Raw genomic sequence first — 15,583 nt, forward strand, 5'->3', positions numbered from 1 at the left:
TGGATCGCCCGCCGGTCGGTGGCACGTTCCGCGGCCTCAGTCTGTCGGGAGGGTGCGGAAGAGCTGGGTCGGTGGGCGCTCGAAGCTCTGGCGGCCGTTCTTCCAGGCGGCCGTGGCCGTCGCCGGGCCGGCGATGGCCTGTGCGGCGGAAGGGGCCGACAGAAGGACGAGGGTGGCGGGATCGCCGATGGCAGGCGGCAGGGCGTCCAGGCCGAGCAGGCGTTCCGCATTGACCGTGATCATATCAAAAACCCCTGCGAGCGCCTGTTCCGTGCCCAGTTGCGCGACATTCGCGTAGAGATTGGCCATGCGCAGCAGCGAGACGTCGCCGAAGGGCGTGAACGGGTTCAGCACATTGTTGGTGGAAATGGTGGTGAGCACGCCGAAGCCTGCGAGGCGGTGGGCCGGCGTGACGCCGCGGGGAACGAGATGCGTCGCTGCCCGACCGGTGAGGAAAAGATCGGTCGCCGGCAGGACGGTGACGGCGATGCCGGCATCCGCGATCCTCCCGGCCGTCACGGCAAAGGCCTCCGGCGGCAGCGCGGAGAGTTTGGTCACGTGGCCGACGGAGACCCTGCCCTGATATCCGCGCCGGAGCGTCTCGGCGATGACGGTCGGAAGGTTCGAGCCTTCGGGGTCGAGATCGAAATCCAGGTGGAAATCGACGGGCACGCCGTGCCGTTCGGCAAGGTCGAAGATGGCGGCGATATGTGCCTGCGGATCAGGATCGGTATAGGGGCAGCCGCCGACGAGATCAGCGCCGGACCGCAGTGCCGCATCCAGCATCTCCAGCGTGCCGGGGTCGTTGGTCAGGCCTTCCTGCGCGAAGGCGCAGATCTCGATGTCGATCAGCGCGCGATAATCGTCGCGAAGCTGCTTGATGGCCTCGAAGGAGCGGAAGCCGGCGCGTCCGTCGATCTCAACGAAGGTGCGGAGGCGGTTCGTTCCGTTGACGATCGCCTGCTCCACGACATCCGCCGCCCGTGCGTAGACGTCGGCCTGCGTGAAACCGGCTTTGGCGCGCGAGGTCTCGGCGACGGCTTCGGCCAGCGTGCCGGTGCAGAGCGTGCAACGGCCGATGATGCCGGCCTTGTCGAGATGCAGGTGGGTCTCGACAAGGCCGCGGCAGAGAAACTGCCCCTTGGCATCCCGTTCCGGCGCATCGCAGACGAAGGTTCGCGCCCGGTTGTCGGCGATGCCGGCGATGACGCCGTCTTCGAACGCGATATCGGTTATGCCCTGCCGTCCCTGCAGGCGGGCATTGCGGATCACGAAATCGATGGTCATTGTTGCCTCGCGATCGCTCGGGTGCAGACCCTGTAGCAGGAGCGGCCTTTGCGCATACTGGTGGACGCGCGGCGCTCCGGGGGTCGGCGAAGTTGAAACGGGTTCTTGCGGGAACGCAAGGCCGGAGATGGCGATGAAGCGATGAGCACTCAGCAATCCACGGAAAGGTCTGGGATGGCGGCCAAGGCCTCTGTGCGAGGTCGCGGCGGAATGGTCACCAGTCCGCATGGTCTGGCGAGCGAGGCCGGGGCACGGGTGTTGCGCGAGGGGGGCAATGCGATCGAGGCCTGTATCGCAACCGGTGCTGCCATCGCCGTGCTCTACCCGCACTTTTGCGGCCTTGGCGGCGATGCCGTCTGGATCGTCGCGGATCCCGACGGGCGGCGGAGCTGCTTTCTCGGCATCGGGCAGGCGGCGCGGCACCTGCCCGGGCGTCCTGCCGATGAGACCGCGATCGCGCTTCGCGGAGCGGGCTCGGCGCTGACCAGCGCCTGCGTGGTGGACAGCTGGGGGCATGCGCATGCCTACGCCGTACGGCACTGGGGCGGAACGCACACCTTCGCCCGCCTGCTGGACGATGCCATCGGCTTTGCGAGAGACGGGTTTCCGGTTACGGCGTCGCAGGCCTTCTGGCTCGACTTCCGCAAGGCGGAGGCGGTGAACTGGCCCGGCTTTGCCGAAGTGTTCATGCCCGGTGGTTCTGCGCCCGAGGTCGGCACGATCTTTCGCCAGCCGCGCCTTGCCCGCACGCTCGAACGGCTGGCGACGGACGGACCGCGCGCCTTCTACGAGGGGCCGCTGGCGCAGACGATCGCCGACGGGCTGCGCGCGGCCGGGTCTCCGCTGACAGCAGCGGATCTGGCCGAGACGCGGACACGCGAGGAAGCGCCGGCGCGCCTTCTCTATCGCGGCATGGAATTGCTGGCGCCGCCGCCGCCGACGCAGGGCGCGACGACGCTGGCCATCATGGGCATTCTCGCGCAGTTCGATGTGGCGGCGCTCGATGCCGGGGGTGCCGACCATCTGCATCTCTGCGTCGAGGCGGTGAAGCAGGCCTTTCTCGACCGGCACGGCCTTGCCGATCCCGATGTCAGCGCGCAGCGGATCGATGCGCTGCTCGATCCAGCCCATCTCGCGGCCCGGGCGCAGGCCATCGATATTGCCCAGGCGCAAGACTGGCCGCACGTGTTTCGCACGGGCGATACCGTGTTCTTCGGTGCGACGGATGCCGGGGGGCGCAGCGTCAGCGTCCTGCAGAGCACCTATTTCGACTGGGGAAGCGGCGTGGTCGTGGGCGATACCGGCATTCTCTGGCAGAACCGGGGTGCCGCCTTCTCGCTCGACCGCGGCCATCCCAATGTGCTCGCGCCGGGCAAGCGGCCATTCTACACGCTCAACCCCGGCATGGGACTGCGCGACGGGCGGCCGGCGCTGATCTACGGAACGCAAGGGGCCGACGGGCAGCCGCAGACGCTAGCCATGCTTCTCACCCGGCTGATCGATTTCGGCGAGGATCCGGCACAGGCGCTTGCCGGCCCGCGGTTTCTTCTCGGCAAGACCTTTTCCGACAGCCGCGACAGCCTGAAGCTCGAAGCAGATGCCGGCGAGGCGGTTTTCGAAACGCTCGCGGCTCGCGGCCATCTGCTGTCGCCGCTGCCCGCGCAAAGCCCGATCGCCGGACAGGCGGGCGTCATCCGCGTCAATGCGGACGGCACGCTCGATGGCGCGCATGATCCGCGCGGGGATGGCACTGCCGTCGCCGTCAACACGGATATGTCGCCGGCTAAATAGAGATCCGCTGCAGCGGGCATTCCGAGCTGTCGTCCGGGGCCACCATATGGCTTTCGGCGGAGGCTCTGGGAAAGACGCTTCCGACGCCGATGAGGACCGGATTGTCGTAGCCGATCTCGGCGATGCCGATGTGCATGGTCGATACCGTGCCATGCCAGCGCCGTTCCTCCGCGCGGCTGATGTCGGAGGCGATGACCACCGGCATATTGCCCGCCATACCCTCGGCCATCAGGCGCTCGGCGATGGCGGGGGCCGTGCGGCCGCCCATGTAGAAGACGGTCGTGGTGCGCGGGTCGGCGCAGGCGCGCCAGTCGACATCGGTCGGCAGGCAGCCCTTGCGCGAATGGCCGGTGATGAAGCGGACGGCATGGGTGTGATCGCGGTGGGTCAGCGACACGCCGAGGCGGGAGGCGAGCGCGCTGGCGGCCGTGATGCCGGGCACGACATCCACCGGAATGCCGTGCGCCTCCAGACAGGCGATCTCCTCGCCGGCGCGGCCGAACACCATGGGATCGCCGCTCTTCAGGCGAACCACGGTCTTGCCGGCCTTGGCGAAGGTCACCATCATGGCGTTGATGTCTTCCTGCTTGCAGCTGGTCCGGCCGCCCCGCTTGCCGACCAGCATGCGCTTGGCCTCGCGTCGGGCCAGTTCCAGCACATCGCCGGACACGAGATCGTCGAACAGGATGACATCGGCGGCCTGCAGTGCGCGCACAGCCTTCAGCGTCAGCAATTCCGCATCGCCCGGACCCGCGCCGACCAGCGTCACTTTGCCGGGCGCCGGTCCGTCACGCGTTTCCCGGCGCCCTGCGGCCAGGCGATCGGCTTCGGCGACGAGATCTGCCGCGCTCTGCGGTGTGGGAACGCTGGTGAAGGCCCGATCAACGAAGCGCTCCCAGAAGGCGCGCCGCTCCGGGCCCGGGTGCAGGCGCATGGCGACAGCGTCGCGCAATGATTGCGCCAGTGCCGACCAGCCCTTGAGGCTCTGCGGCAGGAGCGTCTCGATGCGGCGGCGGATCGCCTGCGCGAGGATCGGCGCGGCGCCATCGGTGGAGATCGCGACGACGACGGGCGAGCGGTTGACGATGGAGCCGAACTGGAACTGGCAGAAGGCCGGCTTGTCGATGACGTTGACCGGCACGCCGGCGGCAATCGCCGCGGCGTGGAATGCGCGCGCTTCGTCGTCCTCCTCGCAATCGGCGATGGCCAGGGCGGCACCGGCCAAGACGCCGGCCGTCCACCCCTGCGCGTGGTGGACGAAGGCGCCGCGCGCCTGCCCCGTCGCGCTGTCGGCCGCATGGCGCAGGAGCATGTCGGCGAAGACGTCGCAGAGCGTGTCGTCAGGGGCATAGACGTGAACCTCGGCGCCGCAGGCGGCCAGAAGTTCGGCCTTCCAGCATGCGCCTTCCGTGCCGCCGGCCAGGACGACGCGCTTGCCCTCCAGCCCCCAGAAGACGGGGAGCTTTGCCAGCGCCTCGACGCGGGCGGCCGTCCGGGCGGGCGAGACCTCGCGGGCGCCGTTTGCGTCACTCTGCAGCAGCGATACGCGTTCCATTGAGGATCTCCCTGATCTCTGCGCGGCAGGAGCCGCAATTGGTGCCGGCGTTGAGGGCTTTGCCGATGGCCTCCACCGTGCAGCAGCCGCCGGCCGCTGCGGTGACGATCTGGTTGATGCCGACGTTGAAGCAGGAACAGACCGTCGCGCCGGGATCGACGGCCTCGGCGCCCGGGCGGCCTGCGACGACCGCAAAGCGGCGGCGCAGATCGGCATGGGCGGCGCCGAGCTGGGCGATGGCCCAGTTTCTGGCGACGGCGACGGGGCGCGGGCTGAGGAAGACGGCGGCAAGCAGCCGCTCGCCGTCGAAGAAGGCCAGCCGGATATGGCCGGTAACGGCATCGCGGTAGCCGAGGGGTTCAAGGCCCGGGGGAATGCCGAGCGTCTCGACACTCCACCCGGTCCAGTCGCGATCCTGCATCCCGCCCTCCTCCCCGAGAGGCAGGGGTGCAGCCGCAAACTCCATCCGCCAGCCGCCGATCGCCCGGGCAAGGGCGTGATAGGCGAGCGGATGAGAGGATCTGGAGATATCGGGTTTTTCGACCGAGATGGCGAAGCCGTAGAGCCCGACATCGAGCTTCGCCGCCTTGACGGCCACATGCTTGGAGGCGGGCTGGCCGGACACGGGATCCACCCGTCCCGGCACCAGCGCATCGATACGGGCGGCGGAGGCGAACTGGTCGTTCCAGTGCATGGGCGCAAAGAGGTGCCCCGGCTTCTGGCGCGGCGTCACGAGGGCACGCAGCACCGCCTGCCCCTGCGGGCTTTCCAGCACCACGAGATCCGCCGGCGTCAGGCCGAGCGCCTCGGCGTCGTCGGGATGCATTTCCACGAAGGGTTCGGCGAAATGCGCGGTCAGGCGCGCCGTCTTGCCGGTTCGCGTCATCGTGTGCCACTGGTCGCGAATGCGGCCGGTGTTGAGCGCGAAGGGATGCGCTGCCGTTGTCCGTTGCTCCCGTGCGGGAGCGACGGCCACGAAGCGCGCGCGGCCATCCGGATGGTAAAAGCGACCGTCTGCGAAGAAGCGGCTGTCGGCCATCTGCGGCGCCACCCCCGCCGGCTGCGGCCACTGGAAGGGCGCGAGCACGTCGTAGGCGTCTTCCGTGATATCGGCATGAGCGCCGATGTCGAAATCGCGCCGTCCCTCGTTCTCGAAGCCGGAGAGTGCCGCGTGCTCGGCAAAAACGGCGGCCGGGCCGGCAAAATCGAAGGCGGCGCCAAAGCCCATGCGCCGGGCCACCTCAGCCATCTGCCACCAATCGGCTTTTGCCTCGCCCGGTGCGGAGAGAAACGCCCGCTGGCGCGAGAGACGTCGCTCGGAGTTCGTCACCGTGCCGTGCTTTTCACCCCAGCCGAGCGATGGCAGCAGGACATGGGCATGCGCCGTCGTGTCGGTCTCGGCGATGACGTCGGAGACGACGACGAAGGGACAGGCCGCCAGCGCGGCCCGGACGAGATCGGCTTCCGGCATGGAGACGACGGGATTGGTCGCCATGATCCAGATCGCCTTTACCCGGCCATCCGCAACGGCGCGAAAGAGATCGACGGCTTTCAGGCCCTGTTTATCGGCGATGACCGGCGACTGCCAGAAGCGCTGGACCGTGTCGCGATCCTCCGCGCTCTCGATCGCCATATGGGCGGCGAGCATATTGGCGAGACCGCCGACCTCGCGTCCGCCCATGGCATTCGGCTGCCCGGTGAGCGAGAACGGCCCCATGCCGGGCCGGCCGATGCGGCCGGTGGCGAGGTGACAGTTGATGATGGCATTGACCTTGTCGCTGCCGGAAGAGGACTGGTTGACCCCCTGGCTGTAGCAGGTGACGACCCGCTCGCTGGTCGCGAACAGGGAATAGAAAGCCGCGATGTCCGCGGCATTGAGCCCCGTCGCCTCGGACACGTCGGGAATGCCGAGATGTGCGACGCGGGAGAGGGCCGCATCGAAGCCGTGCGTGTGGTCGCTGATGAAGGTCCGGTCGAGCTTGCCTCTCGCGGCAAGATCGGTCAGCAGTCCGCCGAACAGTGCCGTGTCGCCATCGGGCAGGATCGAGAGGTGCAGGTCGGCGATATCGCTCGTCGCGGTGCGGCGCGGATCGATGACGACGACGTTCATCTCCGGCCGGGCAGCCTTGGCGGCGGCGAGGCGCTGATAGATGACCGGGTGGCACCAGGCGAGATTGGAGCCGGTGAGCACCACGAGATCGGCAAGCTCGATATCCGCATAGGTGCCCGGCACCGTATCCGACCCGAAGGCGCGCCGGTGACCGGCCACCGAGGAGGACATGCAGAGGCGGGAATTGGTGTCGATGTTCGCCGAGCCGATGAACCCCTTCATCAGCTTGTTGGCGACATAATAGTCTTCGGTCAGGAGCTGGCCGGAGACGTAGAATGCGACCGAATCCGGTCCGTGCTGGCGGATGGTGTCGGCGAAGGTCGTGGCAACGAGATCGAGCGCCGCATCCCAGGACGCAGGCGCGCCGGCGATCTCGGGCGTCAGCAGGCGACCGTCGAGATCGATGGTTTCGGCGAGCGCCGAGCCCTTGGAGCAGAGCCGGCCGAAGTTCGCCGGATGATCGGGATCGCCCCGCACCGAAACGGCACCGGTCTCCTCGACGCGAGCGATCACGCCACAGCCGACACCGCAATAGGGACAGGTGGTTTTCGTTTCAACGGGCATGACGGTCGGTCCTTTCAACGGCGTAACAGCACGGCTTGTCATCTTGCAGCACCCGTCGTAAGTGTGTATATATATGCGCATTGGCGAGGTGGGGCATGGAGCGTGACAGCCGCAGGATCATCCAGCGCCTGAGGGAAGACGGTTTCGACCTCGTCAAGGTGTCGGGTTCGCACCACAAGTTCCGCAAGGGTGACCGGACGGTCATCGTGCCCCATCCCAAAAAGGACCTGCCGCTCGGCACGGCGCGCAACATCGCTCGCCAGGCCGGCTGGCACATTTGATGAAAGGCAGATCTCCCATGCGGTCTTATCTGGCACTCGTCCACAAGGATCCGGACAGCGCCTTCGGTGTATCGTTTCCCGACATGCCGAGCGTGTTTTCCGCAGCGGATGCGGAAGAGGACCTGATTGCCCATTCCATCGAGGCTTTGCGCCTGTTCGCTGAAGACGAGCCCCTGCCAGAGCCCTCCACTGTCGAGGCGATCCTCAAACGCGCGGATATCAGGACCGAGCTTGCGGAAGGCGCTTTCCTCATTCGCGTGCCGCTGATCGAAGACGATACGCGGGTCGTGCGCGCCAACGTCACATTCGAGGCGGGCACCTTGCGTGCCATCGACGAAACGGCTGCAAGAAGAGGGCTGAGCCGCTCCGCCTTTCTGGCGAGTTGCGCACGCAAGGAGATTGAGGCCGTCGGCTGACATCGTCCTACTCCGCCGCAACCATCAGCTTCAAATTGTCGAGCGCGATCGCCAGCACGCCATCGCGGTTGCGCACGGCCACCGTGCGAACCTCGCCTTCGTCAGCACCAAGCGCCCTGCCGGTTTCCAGCGAGATCACCATGTTGTGCAGAGGGCACGTAACGGAGGTGCCATGGACGATGCCCTGGGACAGGGGGCCGGCCTTGTGGGGGCAACGGTCCTCCATCGCAAAGACCTGATCATCCGCCGTGCGGAAGACGGCGATGCGGCCTTGGGGGGTGCGTACACAGCGGGCCCCCCGCAGGGGAATGTCGTGAATCGTGCCGATATCGACCCAGTTCACGCCGAAGCCGCTTTCGAAGCCGGCGGCATCGCCTTCCCGGATGGTCTTCGTTTCCATGGTTCTCACTCCGCCGCTTCCGCCATGCCGACGACGGCCATGGGCTTGAACTCGTGCTTGTCCTTGCCGGAGACGCGCTCCGACCAGGGATCGACCTGTGCGAATGTCTGGGAGAAGACGAAGCGGTCGAAATAACCCTTGCGTTTTTCCGCATCGCCCATGATCTGGCGGCGGATTTCGTCCAGTCCGACGCGCTTTGCCCATTTGTAGATGCGCTCGAGGTAGCGGCCCTGCTCGCGGTACATCTGCGCCAGCGCCACGATGTGTTCGAGGGCGTCGTCTTCCGTGGCGACGAGACCCAGCACTTCCGTGCCCTTGATGTCGAGGCCGGCAGCGCCTGCGAAGTGGATCTCGTAGCCGCTGTCGACGCAGATGACGCCGATGTCCTTGCAGGTCGCCTCCGCGCAGTTGCGCGGACAGCCGGAGACAGCCAGCTTCAGCTTTGCCGGCGTCCAGGACCCCCACATGAACTTCTCAAGCCGGATTCCGAGTCCGGTCGAATCCTGCGTGCCGAAGCGGCACCAGTCCGTGCCGACGCAGGTCTTCACCGTGCGCAGACCCTTCGCATAGGCCTGTCCGGAGACGAAGCCGGCCTTGCCGAGATCCGCCCAGACGGCCGGCAGGTCTTCCTTGTGGATGCCCAGAAGGTCGATGCGCTGGCCGCCGGTCACCTTGACCATGGGGATCTCGAACTTGTCGACCACGTCGGCGATCGCGCGCAGTTCGCCGGCATTGGTCACCCCGCCCCACATCCGGGGAACGACGGAATAGGTGCCGTCCTTCTGGATGTTGGCATGGACGCGCTCGTTGATGAAGCGCGACTGGTAGTCGTCGGCATACTCGTCCGGCCAGTCGCAGACGAGATAGTAGTTGAGCGCCGGGCGGCACTTGGCGCAGCCGCAGGAGGTCTTCCACTCCAGTTCCTGCATGACGGCGGGGATCGTCTTCAGCCCCTTGGCGACGATCAAGCGGCGCACGTCGTCATGGCCGAGCTCGGTGCAGGTGCACATGGGCTGGACGGCTGCCGGATTGTAGCTGTTGCCCAGCGTCAGCACCATCAGCTGCTCGACGAGGCCGGTGCAGGAGCCGCAGGAGGCGGAGGCCTTGGTGTGGGCGCGCACGTCGTCGAGCGATGTCAGGCCCTTGGCCGTGATCGTGCCGACGATCTTGCTCTTGCAGACGCCGTTGCAGCCGCAGATTTCCGCATCATCCGGCAAGGCTGCAACGGCCGCCGTAGGGTCCAGCGGGCTGCCCCCCTGATAGGCCTGGCCGAAAATAAGGGTATCGCGCATCTCGGAGATGTCGGTTCCCCGCTTGATCATGTCGAAGAACCAGGCGCCGTCGGCCGTCTCGCCGTAGAGCACGGCACCGACGATGCGGTTGTCCTTCAGCACGAGGCGCTTGTAGACGCCGGCGGTGGCGTCGCGCAGCACGATCTCCTCGCGGTCCTCGCCTTCGGCGAAGTCACCGGCCGAGAACAGGTTGATACCGGTGACCTTCAGCTTGGTATTGACGACGGAGCCGCGATACTCGGACGCGCCGCCGATCAGACGATCGGCCAGCGTCTTCGCGCTTTCGTAGAGCGGTGCGACGAGACCATAGCAGACACCGCGGTGCTCGGCGCATTCGCCGAGCGCATAGATCGAGCCGTCCGACGTCATCATGCCGTCGTCCACCACGATGCCGCGATTGGTGACGACGCCCGCATCCTTGGCAAGCTGGGCTGCCGGGCGGATGCCGACGGCCATCACGACGATGGTGCCTTCGATTACCCGGCCGTCCTCGAGCTCGATGCCCTCGACCTTGTCCTCTCCGACGATGCGCTTGGTGTTCGCCTTGGTGATGATCTCGATGCCGCGATCGTTCAGGGCCTTTTCAAGCAGGTAGGCCGCCGGCGGATCGAGCTGGCGCTCCATGATCGTCGGCATGATGTGGATGACGGTGACATCCATGCCCTGGCGCTTGAGGCCGTAGGCGGCCTCCAGCCCGAGCAGGCCGGCCCCGATGACGATGGCGCGGCCGCCGCGCCGGGTGGCATCCAGCATCTTCTCGACGTCGTCCAGATCGCGATAGGCCAGCACGCCCGGCAGCGTGTGCCCCGGCACGGGGATGATGAAGGGCAGCGAGCCGGTGGCGATGACCAGCTTGTCGTAGCTTTCGGTGACGCCGTTTGCCGAGGTCACGGTCTTGGCGGCGCGGTCGATGCCGGTGACCTTCGCACCCTTGTGCAGGGTCACGCCGTGGCGGGCATACCAGTCGTCGCCATGGATGACGATGTCCTCGTAGAGCTTCTCGCCGGAGAGGACCGGCGACAGCATGATGCGGTCGTAGTTGACGCGCGGCTCCGCGTTGAAGATCACGACGTCGTAAAGGCCGGGGGCCTGTTCGAAGAGTTCTTCCAGCATGCGGCCGGGCGCCATGCCGTTGCCGATGATGACCAGTTTCTGTTTCATGTCATCCTCTCCTTCACGCGGCTTCCACGAGGCGGTGGCGCTCGTAGAGGAATTTCAGGACGGCCTCCCGGCACTTCAGATAGGTGCGGTCCGTGGCCAGCTCGATGCGGTTGCGCGGGCGGGCGATCGGCACGTCGAGGATCTCGCCGATACGGGCCGCCGGACCGTTGGTCATCATGACGATGCGGTCGGAGAGCAGCACGGCCTCGTCCACGTCGTGGGTGATCATCAGAACGGTGTTGCCGAGCTTTGAATGGATCTGCATGACCTGATCCTGCAGGTGGGCGCGGGTGAGCGCATCGAGCGCGCCGAAGGGCTCGTCGAGCAGCAGCACCTTCGGCTCCATGGCGAGTGCCCGGGCGATGCCCACGCGCTGCTTCATGCCGCCGGACACTTCGGAAGGCTTCTTGTCCTTGGCATGCGTCATCTGCACGAGGTCGAGATTGCGCATGACCCAGTCGTGGCGTTCCGCCTTCGACTTCTTGCGGGAGAAAACCTTGTCGACGGCGAGCGACACGTTCTCGTAGACGGTGAGCCAGGGAAGAAGCGAGTGGTTCTGGAAGACGACCGCGCGCTCCGGGCCGGGCTCGGACACTTCCTTGTCCTCGAGCAGGACCGCGCCGCTGGTGACTCTGGTCAGGCCGGCGACGAGGTTGAGCAGCGTGGACTTGCCGCAGCCGGAATGGCCGATGATCGAGATGAACTCACCCTTTTCGACGCCGAGCGAGACCTGCTTGAGAACTTCGGAGACCTGACCGTTGCGCTCGAACGACTTGTCGACCAGTTCGATGGAGAGATAGCTTTTTGCCATGGGAACGTCCTCCTTCAGGCCGTTGCGGTGCCGCGGGTGACCGCGCGGCCGATGAATGCGATGAACCGATCGAGGAAGAAGCCGACCACGCCGACGTAGATGAGGGCGACGATGATGTCGCTGATGAGCGACGAATTCCACGCATCCCAGATGAAGAAGCCGATGCCGACGCCGCCGATCAGCATTTCGGCCGCGACGATGGCGAGCCAGGAGAGGCCGATGCCGATGCGCAGGCCCGTGAAGATGTAGGGGGCCGCGGCCGGCAGCATGATCTTGGCGAAATATTCGAACTGGTTGAGGCGCAGCACCTTGGCGACGTTCTGGTAGTCCTGCGGAATGTTGCGGATGCCGACGGCGGTGTTGATGATGATCGGCCAGACCGCGGTGATGAAGATGACGAAGATCGCCGAGGGATTGCCGTCCCGGAAGGCAGCGAGCGACAGCGGCAGCCAGGCCAGCGGCGGCACGGTGCGCAGGATCTGGAAGATCGGGTCGAGACCCTTCATGGCCCACTGGCTCTGCCCGACGAGCACGCCCATGGCGATGCCGACGACGGCGGCGATGGCATAGCCGACGGCCACGCGCTGGAGGCTGGCCATGATGTGCCAGGCCATGCCCTGATCGGTGCCCTGTCCGACATAAAAAGGATGGACGATCAGGTCCCAGCTCTCGGCCATCACACGCGTCGGGGACGGCAGGCTCGATGTCGGGGAGGAACAGATGAACTCCCAGGCGACCAGAAGCACGAGCAGCGTGACGAGCGGCGGCACGATATCGCCGGCCACGGCCGAGAGCCGTCGCATGAGCTGCGAGGGGGCCGGACGCTTGGCCGGCGCGGAGAAGGTGACGACCTGGGCGCTCGGCTTTGCCTTGGCGGGGGCCGTGTTCAGATTGGTGACGGACATGCCGGTCTCCTGAGAATGAGGGTTGCGGCCGGAGCACGAGGCGCCGGCCGATCGGGGCCGGTCAGGCGAAGCGCTTGATCGAGAGGCTCTGCAGGTAGGCTTCCGGATTTGCCGGATCGAAGGTCTTGCCGTCGAAGAAGGTCTCGACGCCGCGCGATGTGGAGGCGGGCACGTCGGTGATGCCGAGGTCCTTGGCGGCGGCGCGCCAGATGTCCTCGCGGTTGACCTTGGAGATCAGCGCCTTGATGTCCGTGTCCGGCGCATACTTGCCCCAGCGCATGTCCTCGGTCAGGAACCAGGCGTCGTGGCTCTGGTAGGGGTAGGAGGCGTGGTCGGCCCAGAACTTCATGAGGTGCGGGCTCTGGTCGACCACCTTGCCGTTGCCGTAATCGTATTCGCCCTTCAGGCGGCCGACGATGTCCTTGGCCGGCACGTTGAACCAGGCGCGCTTGCCGATGATGGCGGCCAGCTCTTCCTTGTTGGCCATGTCGTCGCACCACTGCTGGGCTTCCATGATGGCCATGGTGAGCGCCTTGGCCGCATTCGGGTTGGCCTCGACCCAGTCGCTGCGCATCGCGAAGGATTTTTCCGGGTGCTTGTCCCAGATCTCGGCCGTGTTGACCGCGGTGTAGCCGATGCCCTGATTGACGAGCTGCGCATTCCACGGCTCGCCGACGCAGAAACAGTCCATGGTGCCGACCTTCATGTTGGCGACCATCTGCGGCGGGGGAACGACGATGGTTTCGACATCCGTGTCCGGGTCGATGCCGCCGGCGGCCAGCCAGTAGCGAATCCACAGATCATGCGTGCCGCCGGGGAAGGTCATGGCCACCTTGGCGGCCGTGCCCTCGGCCTTCTTCTTGGCGAAAGCCTCCTTCAGCACGCCGGAGTCGATGCCGACCTTCAGATCCGCATAGGCCGAGCCGACCGAGATCGCCTGGGCATCGAGGTTCAGCCGGGCGAGGATCGACATGGGCAGCGGCTGGTTGTTCTGGGTAACCTTGCCGGCCGAGATGAGGTAGGGCATGGGGGTCAGGATATGCGCGCCGTCGATGCCGTTGCCGGCCGAGCCGAGCACCAGATTGTCGCGCGTCGTGCCCCAGGATGCCTGCTTGACGACATTCACCTCGGTCATGCCGTGCTTGTCGAAGAAGCCCTTCTCCTTGGCGATGATCAGCGGCGAGCTGTCCGTCAGCGCGATGAAGCCGAGGGTCGCCTTGGTGGTCTCCGGCCCTGCCCCTTGCGCGAAGGCGCCACCGGGGAAGGCGGCCTTCACGGCGGTGAGGAGGGCGGCGGCGGCCGTGGTCTTGAGGATCGAGCGGCGGCTCAGGGACGGGGTCGAGATACGGGTCATCGGAAGATATCCTCTGGTGAAACGGGCGGAAGCTTGGAATTTCGGCACAAAAAAACGCCGCTCGGAAAATGCATCTCAAGGAGCCTGAAGCTCCGGAGCAAAAACCTTGCGACGTCGGTGTCATTGGGTGAGCGCGTCTTGCGCTCTTTCGCTTCAATCGCCGTTGACTGAGCAATTTCTTAAAAGCAAGAGCCGTGCCAGATGCGCGAAATGCGGCCAACCGGTTGTTTCAAATCGGAAATCATCTTCGTGCTCGAAAGATAACCAATTCTGCCATTGCTTATCTTCTAGCCACATGCTCGCGATGCAGCGAAAATCGTGCATCGCAAAACAGCATGTGCGGGATCAGGCTTCGTCGCCGAGGGAGCCCGCGGCCTGCTCGTAGCGGACGGGAAAGGCGGCGACATAATCCGGGATCGCGTGCGGATCGAAGGTGAAGCCATCCATGAAGCGATCGCCGAAGGAGGTGCCTTCCGCCCGCAGATCTGCATCGGCGGGGCCCGCGCCCAAGGCGGCGCGGTAGAGATCGGGCCGGTAGGCCGACACGGCCTTTTCCGCCAGTGCCGGCGACCAGTCGGCCTGCCCCCAGCGCAGCATCTGGCTGTAGGTCCAGAGCGCATGGCTCGGCCGGGGATAGTTCGCAAAGCCGGCATGGAACGAGAAGTAGTCCGGGATCACGCGGCGCTCGCCCGTGTCGTCGAGGCTGAACTCGCCGGCCAGCACCCGGCGGATGATATCGACCGGGGCGGCGATGTAGTTCGGCTGCGCCAGAAGCGTCGCGAGGTCGTCGTGGTTTTCGCCCCGGTCGCACCAGCGGGCGGCCGCATCGAGCGCCACCAAAAGACGGGAGACGGTCTCCGGATGGCTCTCCGCCCAGTCCGGCCGCATGCCGATGACCTTCTCGGGTGCCGACGGCCAGATGTCCTGTTTGGCGGCGACGATGCGGCCGACGCCCCGTTCCGATGCCACCATGTTCCACGGCGCGCCAACGCAGAAGCCATCGATGGCGCCGGCGGCCAGCGCATCGGAGGTCAGCGGCGGGGGAACGACGACCAGCTTGACGTCGAGGTCGGGGTCGATGCCGCCGGCGGCGAGCCAGTAGCGGAACTCGTAATTGTGGGAGGAGAACGGATAGGTCATGCCGAAGGTCGGCGGCGCCTCGCCGGCGTCCCGCATCCCGTCGAGAACGCGGCGGAGCACCCGCGCATGCGCAAGGGCATCGGCGCCCTCCGGCGCGCCGGCATCGCGCATACGGGCAAAGAGCCGGGTCGAAAGCGTGATGGCATTGCCGCCGCGGCCCAGCGAAAACGGGGTGATCGTCGGCGACGGGTTGGAGCCGAGCCCAAGCATCGAGGCAACGGGCATCGGCGAGAGCATATGGGCGATGTCGAACTGGCGGAAGGCCAAGCGGTCGCGCACATTGGCCCAGGAGACGTCGCGCACGAGGTCGAGCGCCAGCCCCTCGCGGGCCGCGAAACCGAACTCTGCCGCTGCAATCAGCACGGAGGCATCGACGAGCGGAATGAAGCCGGCCCTGAGGACGCGCGCACCCTCGCTCCTTGCGCCACGTGCGGGCGCCGCAAGCGCCGCGCCAGGAACCGCCGACGCTGCGCCGGGGGAGATCAGCGTTGACGTCATGGGCGTATTCTCCAATCG

The 15,583-nt window shown here is 66.4% G+C and carries 12 protein-coding genes; 3 read left to right on the forward strand and 9 right to left on the reverse strand.

The features are described 5' to 3' along the window. Positions 1–36 precede the first annotated feature (36 nt). Positions 37–1,287 (reverse strand): amidohydrolase family protein, encoded by a 1,251-nt coding sequence (locus LRX75_RS05625; RefSeq protein ID WP_231812605.1) that lies wholly within the window; start codon positions 1,285–1,287, stop codon positions 37–39. A gap of 210 nt (positions 1,288–1,497) precedes the next feature. Here LRX75_RS05625 and LRX75_RS05630 point away from each other — a divergent pair, with 210 nt between their 5' ends. Next, complete coding sequence (locus LRX75_RS05630; RefSeq protein ID WP_231812607.1) at positions 1,498–3,078, forward strand: gamma-glutamyltransferase family protein; 1,581 nt, start codon at positions 1,498–1,500, stop codon at positions 3,076–3,078. Here LRX75_RS05630 and cysG read toward each other — a convergent pair. Continuing rightward, the gene (gene cysG, locus LRX75_RS05635; protein ID WP_231812609.1) at positions 3,071–4,633 is read right to left on the reverse strand and encodes a siroheme synthase CysG; all 1,563 of its coding nucleotides are present in this window, start codon (positions 4,631–4,633) and stop codon (positions 3,071–3,073) included. The genes LRX75_RS05630 and cysG overlap by 8 nt on opposite strands. Further along, positions 4,605–7,307 carry a nitrate reductase gene (locus LRX75_RS05640; protein WP_231812611.1) on the reverse strand — a complete coding sequence of 901 codons (2,703 nt, stop codon included), beginning with the start codon at positions 7,305–7,307 and terminating at the stop codon, positions 4,605–4,607. Before LRX75_RS05640 ends, cysG begins: the two co-directional genes overlap by 29 nt. A 95-nt stretch (positions 7,308–7,402) precedes the next feature. Between LRX75_RS05640 and LRX75_RS05645 the strand changes: the two genes are divergently transcribed. Together LRX75_RS05645 and LRX75_RS05650 are read left to right on the forward strand one after the other, a co-directional pair. Beyond that, positions 7,403–7,588 carry a type II toxin-antitoxin system HicA family toxin gene (locus tag LRX75_RS05645; RefSeq protein ID WP_231812613.1) on the forward strand — a complete coding sequence of 62 codons (186 nt, stop codon included), beginning with the start codon at positions 7,403–7,405 and terminating at the stop codon, positions 7,586–7,588. 17 nt (positions 7,589–7,605) lie between these two features. Continuing rightward, a complete protein-coding gene (locus tag LRX75_RS05650) occupies positions 7,606–8,004 on the forward strand; it encodes a type II toxin-antitoxin system HicB family antitoxin (protein ID WP_231812615.1) in 399 nt (132 codons plus the stop codon). Positions 8,005–8,011: 7 nt separating this feature from the next. On the opposite strand, the gene nirD is transcribed toward LRX75_RS05650, so the two are convergent. The 6 genes from nirD to LRX75_RS05680 form a co-directional block, all read right to left on the reverse strand. Next, on the reverse strand, positions 8,012–8,404 hold the full coding sequence (nirD, locus tag LRX75_RS05655; protein WP_231812617.1) for a nitrite reductase small subunit NirD: 393 nt from the start codon (positions 8,402–8,404) through the stop codon (positions 8,012–8,014). A 5-nt stretch (positions 8,405–8,409) separates the two neighbouring features. Beyond that, positions 8,410–10,857, reverse strand: coding sequence for a nitrite reductase large subunit NirB (gene nirB, locus LRX75_RS05660; protein WP_231812619.1), 2,448 nt, complete (start codon positions 10,855–10,857; stop codon positions 8,410–8,412). Between the two features lie 13 nt (positions 10,858–10,870). Beyond that, positions 10,871–11,668 (reverse strand): ABC transporter ATP-binding protein, encoded by a 798-nt coding sequence (locus LRX75_RS05665; protein ID WP_231812621.1) that lies wholly within the window; start codon positions 11,666–11,668, stop codon positions 10,871–10,873. 14 nt (positions 11,669–11,682) lie between these two features. Next, positions 11,683–12,573, reverse strand: coding sequence for a nitrate ABC transporter permease (gene ntrB, locus LRX75_RS05670; protein ID WP_231812623.1), 891 nt, complete (start codon positions 12,571–12,573; stop codon positions 11,683–11,685). A 61-nt stretch (positions 12,574–12,634) separates the two neighbouring features. Further along, a complete protein-coding gene (locus LRX75_RS05675; protein WP_231812625.1) occupies positions 12,635–13,927 on the reverse strand; it encodes a CmpA/NrtA family ABC transporter substrate-binding protein in 1,293 nt (430 codons plus the stop codon). A gap of 345 nt (positions 13,928–14,272) precedes the next feature. Continuing rightward, positions 14,273–15,565, reverse strand: a complete 1,293-nt coding sequence (locus LRX75_RS05680; protein WP_231812638.1) for a CmpA/NrtA family ABC transporter substrate-binding protein — start codon at positions 15,563–15,565, stop codon at positions 14,273–14,275. Positions 15,566–15,583: the final 18 nt, after the last annotated feature.

Source organism: Rhizobium quercicola (assembly GCF_021168455.1).
In the GTDB taxonomy this organism is placed as follows: Bacteria; Pseudomonadota; Alphaproteobacteria; order Rhizobiales; family Rhizobiaceae; genus Ferranicluibacter; species Ferranicluibacter quercicola.